Source organism: Pseudomonas sp. 67(2021), from assembly GCF_017491835.1.
Classification (GTDB): Bacteria; Pseudomonadota; Gammaproteobacteria; order Pseudomonadales; family Pseudomonadaceae; genus Aquipseudomonas; species Aquipseudomonas atacamensis.
On sequence record NZ_JAFGYL010000039.1, the window covers coordinates 1 to 16,801 of the forward strand.

15 protein-coding genes are annotated in these 16,801 nt (G+C 61.3%); 7 read left to right on the forward strand and 8 right to left on the reverse strand.

What is annotated here, in order from left to right:
• Positions 1-275: 275 nt before the first annotated feature.
• Complete coding sequence (locus J5M66_RS25905; RefSeq protein ID WP_207809808.1) at positions 276-629, reverse strand: hypothetical protein; 354 nt, start codon at positions 627-629, stop codon at positions 276-278.
• Positions 630-923: 294 nt separating this feature from the next.
• Here J5M66_RS25905 and J5M66_RS25910 point away from each other — a divergent pair, with 294 nt between their 5' ends.
• Positions 924-2,318, forward strand: coding sequence for a hypothetical protein (locus J5M66_RS25910; protein ID WP_130900814.1), 1,395 nt, complete (start codon positions 924-926; stop codon positions 2,316-2,318).
• 479 nt (positions 2,319-2,797) lie between these two features.
• Positions 2,798-7,693 carry an NAD-glutamate dehydrogenase gene (locus tag J5M66_RS25915; protein ID WP_130900815.1) on the forward strand — a complete coding sequence of 1,632 codons (4,896 nt, stop codon included), beginning with the start codon at positions 2,798-2,800 and terminating at the stop codon, positions 7,691-7,693.
• A 164-nt stretch (positions 7,694-7,857) separates the two neighbouring features.
• Here J5M66_RS25915 and J5M66_RS25920 read toward each other — a convergent pair whose 3' ends face one another.
• The 4 genes from J5M66_RS25920 to J5M66_RS25935 form a co-directional block, all read right to left on the reverse strand.
• Positions 7,858-8,571 (reverse strand): ATPase, encoded by a 714-nt coding sequence (locus J5M66_RS25920; RefSeq protein ID WP_130900816.1) that lies wholly within the window; start codon positions 8,569-8,571, stop codon positions 7,858-7,860.
• A gap of 216 nt (positions 8,572-8,787) precedes the next feature.
• Positions 8,788-9,189, reverse strand: coding sequence for a cupin domain-containing protein (locus J5M66_RS25925; protein WP_130900817.1), 402 nt, complete (start codon positions 9,187-9,189; stop codon positions 8,788-8,790).
• 206 nt (positions 9,190-9,395) lie between these two features.
• Entirely contained in the window at positions 9,396-9,689 is a 294-nt protein-coding gene (locus J5M66_RS25930) for a putative quinol monooxygenase (protein WP_016774982.1), read from the reverse strand.
• Between the two features lie 123 nt (positions 9,690-9,812).
• Positions 9,813-11,246, reverse strand: a complete 1,434-nt coding sequence (locus J5M66_RS25935) for a PLP-dependent aminotransferase family protein (protein ID WP_122601924.1) — start codon at positions 11,244-11,246, stop codon at positions 9,813-9,815.
• A 366-nt stretch (positions 11,247-11,612) separates the two neighbouring features.
• On the opposite strand from J5M66_RS25935, the gene J5M66_RS25940 reads away from it, so the two are divergent.
• Positions 11,613-12,053: a carboxymuconolactone decarboxylase family protein gene (locus J5M66_RS25940; RefSeq protein WP_076562576.1), complete on the forward strand. Its 441-nt coding sequence runs from the start codon at positions 11,613-11,615 to the stop codon at positions 12,051-12,053.
• A 155-nt stretch (positions 12,054-12,208) separates the two neighbouring features.
• Here the strand turns inward: J5M66_RS25940 and J5M66_RS25945 are convergent, their stop codons facing one another.
• Complete coding sequence (locus J5M66_RS25945; protein WP_223631048.1) at positions 12,209-12,496, reverse strand: hypothetical protein; 288 nt, start codon at positions 12,494-12,496, stop codon at positions 12,209-12,211.
• Between the two features lie 164 nt (positions 12,497-12,660).
• On the opposite strand from J5M66_RS25945, the gene J5M66_RS25950 reads away from it, so the two are divergent.
• The 3 genes from J5M66_RS25950 to J5M66_RS25960 are packed head-to-tail and all read left to right on the forward strand — an operon-like array spanning position 12,661 to position 14,902.
• A complete protein-coding gene (locus tag J5M66_RS25950; RefSeq protein WP_197892704.1) occupies positions 12,661-13,383 on the forward strand; it encodes a secretin and TonB N-terminal domain-containing protein in 723 nt (240 codons plus the stop codon).
• The gene (locus J5M66_RS25955) at positions 13,380-13,931 is read left to right on the forward strand and encodes an RNA polymerase sigma factor (protein WP_122698125.1); all 552 of its coding nucleotides are present in this window, start codon (positions 13,380-13,382) and stop codon (positions 13,929-13,931) included. Before J5M66_RS25950 ends, J5M66_RS25955 begins: the two co-directional genes overlap by 4 nt.
• A gap of 32 nt (positions 13,932-13,963) precedes the next feature.
• Positions 13,964-14,902, forward strand: a complete 939-nt coding sequence (locus tag J5M66_RS25960; RefSeq protein WP_243432849.1) for a DUF4880 domain-containing protein — start codon at positions 13,964-13,966, stop codon at positions 14,900-14,902.
• A 414-nt stretch (positions 14,903-15,316) separates the two neighbouring features.
• Here the strand turns inward: J5M66_RS25960 and J5M66_RS25965 are convergent, their stop codons facing one another.
• Both J5M66_RS25965 and J5M66_RS25970 read right to left on the reverse strand, forming a co-directional pair.
• Positions 15,317-15,925 carry a prepilin-type N-terminal cleavage/methylation domain-containing protein gene (locus J5M66_RS25965; RefSeq protein WP_207809810.1) on the reverse strand — a complete coding sequence of 203 codons (609 nt, stop codon included), beginning with the start codon at positions 15,923-15,925 and terminating at the stop codon, positions 15,317-15,319.
• Positions 15,922-16,368, reverse strand: a complete 447-nt coding sequence (locus J5M66_RS25970; RefSeq protein ID WP_197892710.1) for a GspH/FimT family pseudopilin — start codon at positions 16,366-16,368, stop codon at positions 15,922-15,924. The genes J5M66_RS25965 and J5M66_RS25970 overlap by 4 nt, the downstream gene beginning before the upstream one ends.
• 120 nt (positions 16,369-16,488) lie before the next feature.
• Here J5M66_RS25970 and J5M66_RS25975 point away from each other — a divergent pair.
• The coding region (locus J5M66_RS25975; protein WP_207817514.1) for a general secretion pathway protein GspC at positions 16,489-16,801 on the forward strand (313 nt) is incomplete at its 3' end.

Sequence of the window (16,801 nt, forward strand, 5' to 3'; positions counted from 1 at the left end):
GGCTGGGGGCGTTACTTTAATCCATCGTGGGGGGCGGCGACTAACGGCATTTTGTGCAAAAGAGCAAAAGATCGCGGGTTTTGGCAGCTTCCCGGTTGGAATGCGATCCCCTGTAGGAGCTGCCGAAGGCTGCGATCTTTTGATCTCCTGTCAGCAGGAAATTTATCGGATGGCAGTTCCGGCCTCTTCGCGAGCAGGCTCGCTCCCACAGGGTCTGATGTACGGATTCCAATGTGGGAGCGAGCCTGCTCGCGAAAGGGCCAGCCCGGTCAACATCAAACCTCGCTGATAAAGGTCCCGGTCCCATCGAGAATATTCTTCAAAGTCTCAACAACCTCATCCATATCCACCATTTCCGGATTAAAACTGATCTCCAGCACATCATCGCCATTCAACGCATCGGCATCCGCCGCAGCAATCTCGATCTTCAGCAGTTTCGAAGTCAGCGTGACCTTCACCCCCTCCAGCGTCGAAGGCTCGCCATCCAGGGTGATCTCCAGCTCATCCTCATCCGGGTAACGGCTCATCAGGAACATCTCGCCCTTGTCGCTGTGGCAGCAGAGCATGGCCATGTTGTCTTCTTCGTCGTCGCACGGGTTGACGATCAGTAGGGCGGTGGTCATTTGCATTGGGGGACATCCTGGGCAGTGGCGGCGGTGAATCTGTTTGAAGGCGCGATTTTGCCAGTCTCAACCGGTTTGCGCTGCCTGCATCGGTAAAAAGTGGCAAAGCAGGATATTTCCGTCGCCCATTTCCGAGTAGCGAGAAGGGAAAATCCGACGCCAGCGTAAGGCAATTACCGGGTGCGCAAAATCCACCCGAAATTGCGATTTTTCGCTTGTGATGGCCACCTTTTTGCCGTTAGTTTCGCCGCTCTTGCGCAATGGAGTGCGTTACGACAACCCCAAAAAGGGAACTTTGCCATGACCCAATATTTCGACCGCGCCGAAGAAATCCGCCACCTGTCCGATGAACAGATCGAGGAAATCTACAAGCGCTATCTCGAAGGCGAGAAAACTGCCGCGCTGATGGCGGAATTTCAGATCCCTGCAACGGTGCGCAGTCTGCTCAAGGTTTTGCCCCCGGTCATCAGTGCCGACCTCAGCTGTCCTTACTGCAAACTGCCGATGTGGGTGCGCCGACACGCCAGAGGCACTCCGCTTTCGCTGCGCAGCACCTTCAAATGCGTACGCTGTGAGCACCAGCAAAGCCTACCCGGCACCAATACCCGCCACACGACTTGCAGCTGCACAGAATGTTTCAAAGTGCGCCAGCAGCAGCTTGCCGCCCGGGCCACGCGTGATCGCCTGGAATTGGAAGCTCGATATGGCGCGCGATGCCCCGCAGTGCCTTACGCCAATCTGGGGTTTGTGCAGAAGCTGACGTTGCTCGCTTTGCTGGATGATGGTTACGGCGCAACCGTTGAATGGATTGCGCCGTTGAATGCACCATCCAGAGAAGAGCTGCTCGCGCTGACGTTCGAGGCCCGTGAAGAGTTGCTCAAAAGCCTGCACGAAGCCGGGGTGCTGGCAGTTTCCACCGATTCCGACATCAACGCCTTCGATCGCAGCGAGGGCTGCAATATCCGCGAGTACAGCGCGGTGCGCTGGCTGCCCAGCGTCACGCTCGATGGCGTAACGCGCTGTGCCCGCGAGAATTTGTATCAGGTGCTGTATCAGGAGTTGTCGGGCAGCGTCAAAGCCGCCTGGAAGAGCGAAATCTATTCGCTGGTCTTCAGTCTCGCCCGCGAAGCGTCCATTCAATACATCCGTGTGCTGGCCGCTGAAGTGGATTTTGCCTTCACGGCCGAGGCCCGTGCCGAGGAGGTGGTCGGGCAGTTGCTGCAGGACTTCTCGGTGAGTCAGTTGTATTACTTCGCCCGCTTGGCGGTACGAAACGCCACGCACTTTTATGCCACCGGCAATTCCAAAGGGCGCAGCCACGCCTCCAACACCATTCCGCGCAACATGCTGAGCACGGCGCAGGACGCGCTCGCGCGCAACTGGCGCAAGAACGCCCATCGCGATGCGCGAGTGCCGCAAACGGCCTTGCAGCGCTTGCTCTACGACGTGGTGCTCAAGGACAGCGGCGCCGGATTTTCCAAATCGCCGGGCATGTACTGGCGTGACGAACTGGTCCCGCAGTTCTTTTCCGCCGTGGCGTTCGACAGCGACTTGCTCAGCCATCTGCGGCTGTTCTGCCGCGAATGCGATTCGAGCAACATTGACGCCAGCATGGACAAGCAGATCCTGCAGACGATGTGCTACGACTGCGCCACGGTGAGCAAATTCAGAGCCTTTGAGGAACTGCCGGACTGATTCGCGTCAACCGCTTGCGCTGAACCGGATGCCACGCTCAGGGTCGATAACAGGGCCTTGGGCGTTTTCGTTTCCGGATATGTAACGTCCTCGGCGACCGACCTGGCACGAAAGTCCCGTGAAACCGGGGTTTCGAACCTGCATTTCGGCGCATGCCTGCTAGTGTTGATGCAGGCCAAACCCTGCATTTACGTGCCAATGACCGAATATGTCGCAGCACCGCAAGCAGACACATTGTCGCACCCATTAAGCTGCGCAACGGATGAGCACCCGTAAAGGCATTGTCGGCTGTGCTGGCAGTCGCTTTTGCAGATGCTCATTCATGGAAGGTGAATGTGACCTGAGTGTCCCGTCCAGCTTCACCCACCTGTCTCCCTGTTTCCTCTGCCCGAGAATCAGGAACAGGGCGACACCAGCCCCGAAAGGGGTGTTGCACGCGACGCTTTCCATCAATAACAAGCTTAAGCGGAGTACCACAGATGGCGTTCTTCACCGCAGCCAGCAAAGCCGACTTCCAGCACCAACTGCAAGCGGCACTGGCGCAGCACATCAGTGAACAGGCACTGCCACAAGTGGCGCTGTTCGCTGAACAATTCTTCGGCATCATTTCCCTGGACGAGCTGACTCAACGTCGTCTCTCCGACCTCGCTGGCTGTACTCTCTCTGCGTGGCGCCTGCTTGAGCGCTTCGATCACGCGCAACCGCAAGTGCGTGTCTACAACCCCGATTACGAACGCCACGGCTGGCAGTCGACCCACACCGCGGTCGAAGTGCTGCACCACGACCTGCCATTTCTGGTCGACTCGGTGCGCACCGAGCTGAACCGTCGCGGCTACAGCATTCACACCCTGCAGACCACCGTGCTCAGCGTACGTCGTGGCAGCAAGGGCGAATTGCTGGAAGTCCTGCCAAAAGGCAGCACCGGCGAAGGCGTGCTGCACGAATCGCTGATGTACCTGGAAATCGACCGTTGCGCCAACGCGGCCGAGCTGAATGTGCTGAGCAAAGAGCTTGAGCAGGTGCTCGGTGAAGTGCGCGTCGCCGTCGCTGACTTCGAGCCGATGAAAGCCAAGGTGCAGGACATCCTCACCCAGCTCGACAACAGCGCCTATCCGGTCGATGCCGACGAAAAGAACGAAATCAAGAGCTTCCTGGAATGGCTGGTGGGCAACCACTTCACCTTCCTCGGCTACGAAGAGTTCGTGGTCACCGATCAGGCCGATGGCGGCCACATCGAGTACGACCAGAGCTCCTTCCTCGGCCTCACCAAACTGCTGCGCACCGGCCTGACCTACGAAGACCTGCGCATCGAAGACTACGCCGTGTCCTACCTGCGCGAACCGACCCTGCTGTCGTTCGCCAAGGCTGCGCATCCAAGCCGCGTACACCGTCCGGCTTACCCGGACTATGTGTCGATCCGTGAAATCGACGCCGACGGCAAAGTCATCAAGGAACACCGTTTCATGGGCCTGTACACCTCCTCGGTGTATGGCGAGAGCGTGCGGGTCATCCCGTTCATCCGCCGCAAGGTCGAAGAAATCGAGCGCCGCTCCGGCTTCCAGTCCAAGGCTCACCTGGGCAAGGAACTGGCGCAGGTCCTCGAAGTGCTGCCGCGTGACGACCTGTTCCAGACCCCGGTCGACGAACTGTTCACCACCGTGATGTCGATCGTGCAGATCCAGGAACGCAACAAGATCCGCGTGTTCCTGCGCAAAGACCCGTACGGTCGCTTCTGCTACTGCCTGGCCTACGTGCCGCGCGACATCTATTCCACCGAAGTCCGCCAGAAGATCCAGCAAGTACTGATGGAGCGCCTGAAGGCTTCCGACTGCGAGTTCTGGACCTTCTTCTCGGAATCCGTGCTGGCCCGCGTGCAGCTGATTCTGCGCGTCGATCCGAAGAACCGCCTCGACATCGACCCGGTACTGCTGGAAAAAGAAGTGGTCCAGGCCTGCCGCAGCTGGCAGGACGACTACGCCGCACTGACCGTCGAAAGCTTCGGCGAAGCCCACGGCACCAACGTGCTGGCCGACTTCCCGAAAGGCTTCCCGGCCGGCTACCGCGAGCGTTTTGCCGCGCATTCGGCCGTGGTCGACATGCAGCACCTGCTGAGCCTCAACGAAAAAAATCCGCTGGTGATGAGCTTCTATCAGCCGCTCGGTCAGGTCTCCGGCCAGCGCGAGCTGCATTGCAAGCTGTATCACGCCGACACGCCGCTGGCGCTGTCCGACGTCCTGCCGATTCTGGAAAACCTCGGCCTGCGCGTGCTGGGTGAATTCCCGTACCGTCTGCGCCACACCAACGGCCGCGAGTTCTGGATTCACGATTTCGCTTTCACCGCCGCTGAAGGTCTGGACCTCGACATCCAGCAACTCAACGACACCCTGCAGGACGCGTTCGTGCACATCGTGCGCGGCGATGCCGAAAACGATGCGTTCAACCGTCTGGTGCTGACCGCCGGTCTGCCATGGCGCGACGTGGCACTGCTGCGTGCCTACGCCCGTTACCTGAAGCAGATTCGTCTGGGCTTCGACCTGGGTTACATCGCCAGCACCCTGAACAACCACACCGACATCGCTCGCGAACTGACCCGGTTGTTCAAGACCCGCTTCTACCTGGCGCGCAAGCTCGGCAGCGACGATCTGGAAGACAAGCAACTGCGTCTGGAACAAGCGATTCTGACCGCGCTGGACGATGTTCAGGTGCTCAACGAAGATCGCATCCTGCGTCGTTACCTCGACCTGATCAAAGCCACCCTGCGCACCAACTTCTATCAGACTGACGCCAACGGCCAGAACAAGTCGTACTTCAGCTTCAAGTTCAACCCGCATGCGATCCCTGAGCTGCCGAAGCCAGTGCCGAAGTTTGAAATCTTCGTCTACTCGCCACGCGTCGAAGGCGTGCACCTGCGCTTCGGCAACGTTGCCCGTGGTGGTCTGCGCTGGTCCGACCGTGAAGAGGACTTCCGTACCGAAGTGCTCGGCCTGGTAAAAGCCCAGCAAGTGAAGAACTCGGTCATCGTGCCGGTGGGTGCGAAGGGCGGCTTCCTTCCGCGTCGCCTGCCACTGGGCGGCAGCCGTGACGAGATCGCGGCCGAGGGCATCGCCTGCTACCGCATCTTCATTTCCGGTCTGTTGGACATCACCGACAACCTGAAGGACGGCGCACTGGTACCGCCGGTCAACGTCGTGCGTCATGACGACGATGACCCGTACCTGGTGGTCGCAGCGGACAAGGGCACTGCAACCTTCTCCGACATCGCCAACGGCATCGCCATCGACTACGGCTTCTGGCTGGGTGACGCGTTTGCCTCCGGTGGTTCGGCCGGTTACGACCACAAGAAAATGGGCATCACCGCCAAGGGCGCGTGGGTCGGCGTGCAACGCCACTTCCGCGAGCGCGGCATCAATGTTCAGGAAGACAGCATCACCGTGGTTGGCGTCGGCGACATGGCCGGCGACGTGTTCGGTAACGGCCTGTTGATGTCCGACAAGCTGCAACTGGTCGCTGCGTTCAACCATATGCACATCTTCATCGACCCGAACCCGAACCCGGCGACCAGTTTCGTCGAGCGTCAGCGTCTGTTCGACCTGCCGCGTTCGGCCTGGACCGACTACGACACCAGCATCATGTCCGAAGGTGGCGGTATCTTCTCGCGCAGCGCGAAGAGCATCGCGATCTCGCCGCAGATGAAAGAACGCTTCGACATCCAGGCTGACAAGCTGACCCCGACCGAACTGCTCAACGCCTTGCTCAAGGCGCCGGTGGATCTGTTGTGGAACGGCGGTATCGGCACCTACGTCAAGGCCAGCACCGAAAGCCACGCCGATGTCGGCGACAAGGCCAACGATGCACTGCGCGTCAACGGTAACGAGCTGCGCTGCAAAGTCGTGGGCGAGGGCGGTAACCTCGGCATGACCCAACTGGGTCGTGTGGAATTCGGTCTCAATGGTGGCGGTTCCAACACCGACTTCATCGACAACGCCGGTGGCGTGGACTGCTCCGACCACGAAGTGAACATCAAGATCCTGCTGAACGAAGTGGTTCAGGCCGGTGACATGACCGACAAGCAACGCAACCAGTTGCTGGCGAGCATGACCGACGAAGTCGGCAATCTGGTGCTGGGCAACAACTACAAGCAGACTCAGGCCCTGTCCCTGGCGGCGCGCCGTGCCTACGCGCGCATCGCTGAGTACAAGCGTCTGATGAGCGATCTGGAAGGTCGTGGCAAGCTGGACCGTGCCATCGAATTCCTGCCGACTGAAGAGCAACTGACCGAGCGCGTCGCTGAGGGCCACGGCCTGACCCGTCCTGAGCTGTCGGTGCTGATTTCCTACAGCAAGATCGACCTCAAGGAACAGCTGCTGGGTTCGCTGGTGCCGGACGACGACTACCTGACCCGCGACATGGAAACGGCGTTCCCGCCGACCCTGGTCAGCAAGTTCTCCGAAGCCATGCGTCGTCACCGTCTGAAGCGCGAGATCGTCAGCACCCAGATCGCCAACGATCTGGTCAACCACATGGGCATCACTTTCGTGCAGCGACTCAAAGAGTCGACCGGCATGAGCCCGGCGAACGTGGCTGGCGCTTACGTGATCGTGCGCGACATCTTCCACCTCCCGCACTGGTTCCGTCAGATCGAAGCGCTGGACTATCAGGTTTCCGCTGACGTACAGCTGGAGCTGATGGACGAGCTGATGCGTCTGGGCCGTCGCGCCACGCGCTGGTTCCTGCGTGCCCGCCGCAATGAGCAGAATGCTGCCCGTGACGTCGCGCACTTCGGTCCGCACCTGAAAGAGCTGGGCCTGAAACTCGACGAGCTGCTCAGCGGCGAAATCCGCGAGAACTGGCAGTCGCGCTATCAGGCGTACGTCGAAGCCGGTGTGCCGGAATTGCTGGCGCGTATGGTTGCGGGCACTTCGCATCTGTACACGCTGCTGCCGATCATCGAAGCCGCAGACGTCACCGGGCAGGACCCGGCCGAAGTGGCCAAGGCTTACTTCGCCGTCGGCTCTGCGCTGGACATCACCTGGTACCTGCAACAGATCAGCGCTCTGCCGGTGGAAAACAACTGGCAGGCTCTGGCCCGTGAAGCGTTCCGTGATGACGTCGACTGGCAGCAACGGGCGATCACCATCTCCGTCCTGCAACAGGGCGACGGTTCCCAGGACGTGGAAGCACGCCTGGCGCTGTGGATGGCCCAGCACGAAAGCATGATCGAACGCTGGCGCGCCATGCTGGTGGAAATCCGTGCTGCGAGCGGTACGGACTACGCTATGTACGCGGTGGCCAACCGTGAACTGCTGGATCTGGCGTTGAGCGGGCAAGCGATCGTGCCTGCGATCACTGCGAATGCCGAGCTTGAACTGGCGTAAGTAGTGGCTGAATGAAGAAGCCCCGCTCTCGAAAGAGGCGGGGCTTTTTTATGCCTGAGGATTTTTGTGGTGTCTGGTCTGGCGCCTTCGCGAGCAGGCTCGCTCCCACAGGGATTCGCATTCCAAATGTGGGAGCGAGCCTGCTCGCGAAGAGACACTTACATTCAATACAACTTTTGAGCTGGTTTACCCTCAAGCATCGACACTTTCTCCCCCGGCCGCACAACCAGATTACTCAGCGAGCGATCAAACTCGCGCAACGCCGCCAACTGCAATTCCTCCTGCTGATTGATATCCGCGACGATCTCTTCCGAGCGCTTGAAGTCCGCCCACACCGGCGTCAGTTCCCGCGCCTGCGAGCCCTTCGCCGTGCCGATGTAGTTCAATTGCGCATCGTAAAAATCGGCACTGACATCCGCGCGGATATCCGAGCTGCGCGAGGTGATCAGTTGGCTATGGGTATCGACGATCGCCACCACATCCGGCTTGGCCGCGCGCAGGCTTTGCATGTCCGGGTACACCGTCACCGAGCCGAACTGGCGTTGCAGCGAAGCGTTGACCCACTGCACCGCGCGATCCGGGCTGGAGCTGGCGACGTAGGCGTCGTGGATCGGCTGCACCAGCAGGCTCTGACCAAAACCGGTGCCGGCCTTGGCCTGATACTCGCGCAAGTATTGGCGATTGGCCTGGGTGCCGGGGCTGTAAATCACCCCCAGCGAGACGCCGGGACCGCTGTTGACCTGAGTAGCACTGCTGCGACCGGTCGGGTGCGGCAGCAGCGTGTCGAGGGATGACACCGCTTGCGGGGCAGTGGGAACAGAGCAGGAAGAGAGCATCAAAACGGAGATCGCCAGTAGGGCGGGAAGCGCAGGTTTCATGGTGTTTCTCCCGTGAAACAAGGTCTGTCGATGAGTGTGCACGGGCCGATGGTTCGGCGGATATTCAGGTTAAACCTGCCGGCCTGACCGTTGCCTGAATAACCTGTGCGGGGTTAGGTTTATTGGCTTTAAGCGTTTGCAGGTAATGCCCCAAGGCAATAAAAAAGGCGCAAATGCTCGATTCGCGCCTTTCGTTTATGGCTGGTCACGCAGCCATCAGTTTTCCAGCGGGATCAGCACCTGCTCATCCGGGGCCAGCACCATGAACACCAGCAACTTGGCCGGCTTGGTCGAACTGGCGTTTTTCGACACCAGATGCTCGGAACCGGCCGGCTCGTACCAGAACTGGCCCTTCTTGTAAGTGATGGCCTGTTCGCCTTTGACTTGGGAAATCACTTCACCGTCGAGCACGTAAGCCATCGCCGTACCCTCGTGTTTGTGCGCGATCGAAGACTGCCCGGGCTGGTAGTCGACTTCGATCATCATGGCTTTCTTGCCGGGGACGTTTTTCAGCAGTTGGTCCTGCAGGACGGTGATTTTCTCGGACGGATCGTGAGCCATTGCCGAGGCGGAGAGGGTGAAGGCGAGGGCTGCGGCGACGAGGTGCAGGGCTTTCATGGCGGGTTACCTGTGATGGTTGGGGTGCGCTCACAGTAGGCCGCAATGGGGCCGGTTCAAACGGCCAATATTCGCAAAGATCAGGTGACCAATTCTGGTTCAAAAGCAAAGATCGCAGCCTTCGGCAGCTCCTACAGGGGAACGCATTCCAGAGTAGGAGCTGCCGAAGGCTCGGGCCGCGATCGGACGATCTTTTGATCTTGCTTTTAGACGATAGGAAAGCTGTTGAAATCCACGCTATTGGCCAGGCGGCTGTCGATCAGGTCGATAAACCCCTGTGCCTCGGGCCGGTTGAAATGCGCCTGCATCGCCGCTTCCGACTGCCAGCGCGCGCTGACCGTCCAGCGGTGGCTGTCCTCGGGGCAGCGGTCGACCAGGTAGGAATCGCAGCCCGGGGTTTCGCGCAGGGTATCGACGATCTTCTGCAATTGCTTGCCAAGCTCTTCCGAGCGGCCCGCAACCGCCTTGACCTCAACCGTGTTGATCACTTCGTTGGACATTGCTCACACTCCTGAATCAGGCCGGACGAATCCTGCTCATTGAGGGATAACGCCTGTGCAGAATAGGCCTGCCGCCATGAATCACCAATAACCAATCGGCGGTAAAAGCCTTATACCAACGGCTCATGACAGCTGTTCGAGGATGTCGCGCAGGCGATCGAGGGCGATGTCGATGTCGAGGGTTTCGATGGCGCCGAAGCCGAAATACAGGCCTTCTTTCGCCGGCTGCTGGTAGTAGAAACCACTGATCGCATACAGGCCGACCTCGACCTTTTTTGCCAGCTCGATGACCAGCGGCAAATCGATCGGCACCTTGCAGAACACCGCCATGTGAAACCCGGCACTGGCCGGCACGGCTTGCAGCCATGGCGCAAGGTCGGTGGCCATCCGCTCGAGGATGCGTTCGCGGCGTTGCGCATAGATCGTGTGGCAGCGGCGGATGTGCTTGAGCAGGCAACCCTCGGCGATGAACTTGGCCAGCGCCCATTGCGGCAGGGTCGAGGCGTGCAGATCGGTCAGCTGTTTGGCGCGAATCACCGCTTCGATGATCGACGGCGGCAGGATCGCGTAGCCCAGGCGCAACTCCGGCAGCAAGGTTTTCGAGAAGGTGCCGACATAGGCGACGATACCGCGCTGATCGAGGTTGTACAGCGAGTCGGTGGGCCGGCCCTCGTAGCGGAATTCGCTGTCGTAATCGTCTTCGATGATGATCGCGCCCAGTTCATGGGCACGGGCGAGCAGGGCTTCGCGGCGCGCCTGACTCATCGCCATACCCAGCGGGAACTGGTGCGACGGGGTGACGTAAATGAGCCGCGTGCCATCGGGAATGTGCTCGACCTGAATACCCTCGGCATCCACCGGCACCCCGACCACTTCGGCGCCGTGGGTGCCGAACAGCAAACGCGCGGGTGGATACCCTGGATCTTCCATCGCCACCAGATCGCCCGGGCGGGTCAGTACCCGGGCAATCAGATCCAGCGCCTGCTGCGCGCCGTTGCACACCACGATGTCCTCGTCCTGACAGTTGATGCCGCGAGAAAAGGCGATGTGCCGGGCGATCGCATTGCGCAGCGCCGGCAAACCCTCGGCAACGCTGTAGAAGCCTTTCGACTGCGCCATCTGCCGCATCGCATGGGCGACGCAGCGGCGCCAGTCGTCGTGCGGGAACTGGCCTTTGCTGGTGGCGCCGCCGATGAAGTCGTAGCGCAGTGAACCTTCCAGCGTCGGGTGGCGCAGGAATACCGGCAGATTGCGCCAGCTCTCGATCACCTCGGCACTGGCCAGCTCGGTGTGGCTCTGCTTGCGCTGCACCTGCGCCGGGCGGGCGTTGACATAGGTGCCTTTGCCAATCACCCCGGTGAGGAAATTTTCGTAGGTCAGCTGCGCATAGGTGTCGGAAATGGTCTTGCGCGAGATGCCCAATTGCTCGGCCAGCAAGCGGCTCGGCGGCAACTGCGTACCCGCCGCCAGTCGCCCGGATTCAATCGCCGCGCGCAACTGCTGATACAACTGACCGGCGAGATCCTTGCGGCCGTTGATCACGACATGAAGTTCCATACCGACGAGGCTCCCGGGTGTTGAGTGAGGTATCGGTCAGATTAGCGTTGTTGGGCTTTTGGCAGTAGTTGCGTGGAGTAAAAACCGCAAATTGGCGCAAGTCCCTGTGGGAGCGAGCTTGCTCGCGAAAGCGGCGGGTCAGTTACCTGATCGTTCCCACGCTCCGCGTGGTAACGCCTCCCGTGACGCTCTGCGTCACAGTGGACGCGGAGCGTCCATGGCTGCATTCCCACGCGGAGCGTGGGAACGATCAGCGCGTAAAGTAGGGGGGCAGTGGTGTAGCCGAAATTCGTGGAATTGGGGCTGTAACACAGCCTGCACAGCCCGTACCGTGAGCTCATCATTCCGCCTGCCGAGAGCCGCGCCATGTCCCTGCGTCTGGATTACTACAACGCGTCGCCCAAGGCGATGAAAGCGATGCTTGCCATGGAGGCGCTGACCGCCAACCTGAGCATCGAAGCGCCGCTGCTGCAATTGATCCGGATCCGCGCTTCGCAACTCAACGGCTGCGCATTCTGCACCGACATGCACTCGGTGGACGCGCGGCGGGCCGGGGAGAGCGATCGGCGTCTTTACGCGATCGCGGTGTGGCGCGACAGCAACTTCTTCAACCCCCGCGAACGCGCGGCGCTGGCCTGGGCCGAAGCGGTGACGCTGTTGGCCGAAAGCCACGTGCCGGATGACGTTTACCAGCAAGCGCGCGAGCAATTTGATGAAGGTGAACTGGTGGACTTGACGGTTGCGGTCAGCACCATCAACAGCTGGAATCGCTTGGCCGTCAGCTTCCGCCAGACCCCGAGTGATTGAGTTGCGTCGTAAAAACAAAACGAGAGAAAGAAGAGGTACACGCCGATCGTTCCCACGCTCCGCGTGGGAATGCCTCAAGGGACGCTCCGCGTTCCAATGAGACGCAGAGCGTCCCGGGCTGCATTCCCACGCAGGAGCGTGGGAACGATCAGTCCTCACTGCGGCGGTCGCTGCGGTTTCACCGAGGTGCCAAACGTGTTGCCCATCCGCGTACTGGTCGCCGCCGGTGTCGCCAGCCCTACCTGATTCGGCGGTCGCTTGTGCACCGGCACATTCAACCCTTCCATGTTCTTCTGCGCCGCCGCCGCGCCGTCGGGATTGTTGCCCATCTGCTGGCTCAGGCAATCGTAATTCGGCGCCTTGTAACCGCCGACCGTGACCTCGACACAGCCCAGCGGCTCCTCCGCCTGCGCCGCACCCACCGTCATCAGCAAGACCCACATCCACCGCGTTTTCATGTCCGCCTCCTGGCCCGCCCGATTGGGCCGCTCTGGGTTTGAGTCTAGTGCAAGCGCGGCGCAAAACCCGTGATGGTTTTTTTGCACCGCCCGTCATACCAGAGTCATAAATGCCCCGCAGGATAGCGATTTTCAGGGGTGCGCCAGTCGTGCAGCGAGGCAGTTCGCGGATCAGTCTTCAGCGCTCGGCGACGCTTGTGCGCCGCGCGGGTCTGGGGTGGCTGCTCGGTCTGCTGACCTGCGCGGCCAATGCTGATCCGGCAGCGGCGGACATGCGCATGACCTTGCACATCCCGGCGCAGGAACTCGCTCGGGCGTTGGATCAATACAGCCGCGCCACGGGCGTCGCCGTGCTGGTCGACAGCCAGTTGAGCCGGGGCCGCCGCTCCCTCGCCGTGGATGGCGAATACACCGCCGCCGACGCCTTGCGTCATTTGCTCGGCGGCACCGGGTTGATGGCGCGCTATGCCCGCGCTGACGCGTTCACCCTGCAAGCGGCGCAGGTGGAAGACCTGCCAGTGCCGACGGACAAAACCACGCCGGCCGCTGTCGCGGTCAACCGCAGTTACGCGACGGCGGTACAAGCGGCGATCGAGCGCAAGTTGTGCGGTTCGCCGCTGACCCGGCCGGGCAGTTATCGCGCGGTGTTGCAGGTGTGGGTCGGGCGCGACGGCGTGGTGCAGCACAACCGGTTGGTCACTTCGACCGGCGATGTACGGCGCGATAACGCGCTGGTGGAAAGTTTTCGCAACCTCACAATCGATCGGCCGACGCCCAGCGCTTTGCGCCAGCCGGTCACGTTGCTGTTGTTACCGGAGTCGTCAGGGAAACGCATGGAATGCACGAGATGGGAAGGAGTTTCCGGGGGATGAAAGACGCCGGACAAAGCGTGATGGGCCAGCTGTTCCTCAGCTCCTACGAGGATTTTCGCGTGCGCCTGCGCCGCCGCCTCGGCTCCGAGGACCTGGCCAACGACGTGCTGCACGAAACCTGGCTGCGGGTCGATCGCATGGAGACCCCGCCAAACCTGCTCAAGCCCAACGCCTACCTGTATCGCATGGCCCTGAACATCGCCGCCGACCGCCGTCAGGCCGATGCGCGCCTGCTCACCGGCACCGAAGTCGAGGAACTGCTGCAACTGGGCGACGAAGCCCTCGACCCGGCGCGGGTGGTCGGCGGGCAAAAGGAGATGCAAGCGCTGCTCAGCGCCTTGTACGAACTGCCCGCACGGCGTCGACGGATCTTTATTGCCGCGCGGCTGGAAGAGGCGCCGCACCTGGAAATCTCCCAGCGTTTCGGCATTTCCACGCGCATGGTTGAGAAAGAAATCAAAGCCGCGCTGGGCTTCTGCGCAGCGAAACTGGAAAGAAAAGTGTTTCAGCGGTTCGGTCGCGGGGCCGGAAAACCGTCTAGCGAATAGTGACCCGATTAATCCGTTGAGAATTTGCGCGTTTGAACATCTTTCGACTGAAACCCGCCGAGCCTTCGGCCACCGAGTCCCTGCACAGCGAAGCCCAAGACTGGCTGATCCTGCTGACCTCGGGCCGCGCCACCGTCGCCGACGCCCGCGCCCTGCGCGAATGGTGCGCGCAGAGCGGCGAACATGCCCGGGCCTTCGAAGAAGCCAAGCGGCTATGGCATCACCTGCAACCGGCCGCCGAAGCGTTGCAGGGCCGACGCGGCTTCGGTCGACGGGCATTTCTCGGCGGCGCGATTGCCGCATCCGCCGCGTTCCTGCTGGTGCGCGGCACGATTCCCGGCGGCTTCGAAGGGTTGGGCGCCGACTACATCACCGAAGTCGGCCAGCAACGCCGGGTCGAACCGGCGCAAGGCGTCAGCCTCGAACTCAACACCCAAACCCGCATCAACCAGCGCAGCGTCGAAAACGGCGTGCAGGGCTTTGAACTGGTCAGCGGCGAAGTCGAAGTGCAAACCGCACGCCTGCCACTGGCGATGCAGGCCGGAGCAGGGTGGTTGCGCGCCAGCCAGGCGCGCTTCAACCTGCGCAACACCGACCAGCAAGTCTGCGTGACCTGCCTCGACGGCGCGGTCGACATCGCCATCGAAGGCCGCAACCTGCGCCTCGAAGCGGGCCAGCAAATCACCTACGACGCACGGCAAATCGGCAACGTGCAAACCGTCGACACCGCCGCCGTAATGAACTGGCGCCAACAAGTGCTGGTGTTCAACGGCGAGACCCTCAGCCAGATGATCGACGAAATCAACCGCTACCGCCCCGGCATGCTCCTGCTGCTCAATCGCGAACTCGGCCAACGCCGCGTCCAGGCCCGCTTCAACCTCGACCAACTCGCCGGCGTCGCCCTGCTGATCCGCGACGCCTACGGCGTCAAATGCACCGAACTGCCCGGTGGCGTCGTAGTGCTCAGCTAACTGCCTGCCACACACAGCTCCCCTGTGGGAGCGAGCCTGCTCGCGAAAGCGGTTGCCCAACTGACCAATATCTTCCGGTCGCACTCGATCCCTGTGGGAGCTGGCTTGCCAGCGATAACGGCCTAACAGCCAACCAACCTGCAACTGACCGCCCCCAACCCAATTGTGGGAGCGAGCCTGCTCGCGAAAGCGGTCTACCAGCTGACCAATATCTTCCGGTCGCACTCGATCCCTGTGGGAGCTGGCTTGCCAGCGATAACGGCCTAACAGCCACCCAACCTGCAACTGACCGCCCCCAACCCAATTGTGGGAGCGAGCCTGCTCGCGAAAGCGGTCTACCAGTGGCAACAACATTGACTGACCCACCGCGTTCGCGAGCAGGCTCGCTCCCACATTTGATTGGTGACCGCCAAATTACTGCAACAACCCAATCACCTGCCGATACCGCTCAACCCCCTGCGCCGTCTGCCGACTCAAACTAATCTCCAACCCCAACGGATCCTCCCGCCGATTCCCGCTCAACTGCCGCCACCCCTTATCCACCTCCCAAACCCGCACCTGCACATCACTCACCTCATTCAACACCGCCACCCCATTCCCAGGCGCCGGCAACGGATAGCGACTGCGCGCCTCAGCCACCGCCCGATACAACGTATCCCCCTTGACCCACCACCGAACCCGCTGCAACGCCCCCGGCTGATCCGCCGCGCTACGAATAATGTCCAGCCGAAACCCCTTGCTATCACTACTGCGCACCGTCACCGCCGGCGGCGCGGTCGGCGCCTCATCCTCAGCCCCGACCTTGCGCGGCTCGCTCAACTCCACCCCCGCGCGCATGTCCACATCCCGCTGCAACTGATTCAACACCCGCAACAACCCATCGCTCTGCTCACTGCTCGCCTGCAAATGACTCTCCGCCCGCGTCACACTGTCCAGCCCGCGCCAGGCAATCAGACTCACCACCGCCATCAGCAGAATCGCGACCATCACCTCAATCAGAGTGAACCCTTGCTGAGTCTTCATTGAATACTGATCCGCCCACTGCCATCGCGCAGCACACTCAGCCGATTGGCCCCATCCGACAAAATCAGCCGCAACGGCGGATTGATCCACTCGGCATTCAGCACCACCGTCTGCCGGGGCTCCACACGCACCTCGACCTTCGGGCTCTGCCACGCACGCGGGCGCAACTGCGCATCCTCCTTGAACGACTCAAACCCCACGCCATCATCCCCACGCCGACCAAAGCGAAACCCCTTGGCATCCGCCACCCACACAATCGGCCGCCCATCCGCGCGAGCCTCCGCCTGCGCGACCTGCAACAACTGCGCAATCCGCTCGGCATCCTTGCGCAACAACTGCAGCGGATCGGGCCTGATACTCAAACTGATCGCCGCACTGGCAATCCCGATGATCACCAGCACCACCATCAACTCGATCAACGTAAAACCCTGCTGCCTGCTCATCGCCCACGCGCTCCTTGGCGTCCCACCCCATCGTGCCCGGCGAACATGTAAGGCATGTGAAATAAAACGGAGAGAATTGCCGCGTAGGCTGGCAACAGGGACAACAAGGAGCGACAACCCATGAAATTCACCGCACGGATTACCCCAGCGCAAACCGTCCAGGCCCTGGCACTGCTCGCCGCCCTGGTGGGCGTCGCGACGTGGTCGTCGCTGCTGCTGACATCGGCGGAATCCCACACCCCCGCAGCCGCCCCGCAAGTGCTCGCGACCAGGAGCGATAGCCCGGCGTTGCAGTGGTTCTCCAATGAGACCGCACCGGTGGATATCAAGGTGAGCGGGGTGATCGCGGGCGGGAGCGGGACGGTGGCGATATTGAGTTTGAATGATGGCGCGCCGAGGAGTTTTTTGGTGGGGGAGAAGGTTGGGGTTGGGG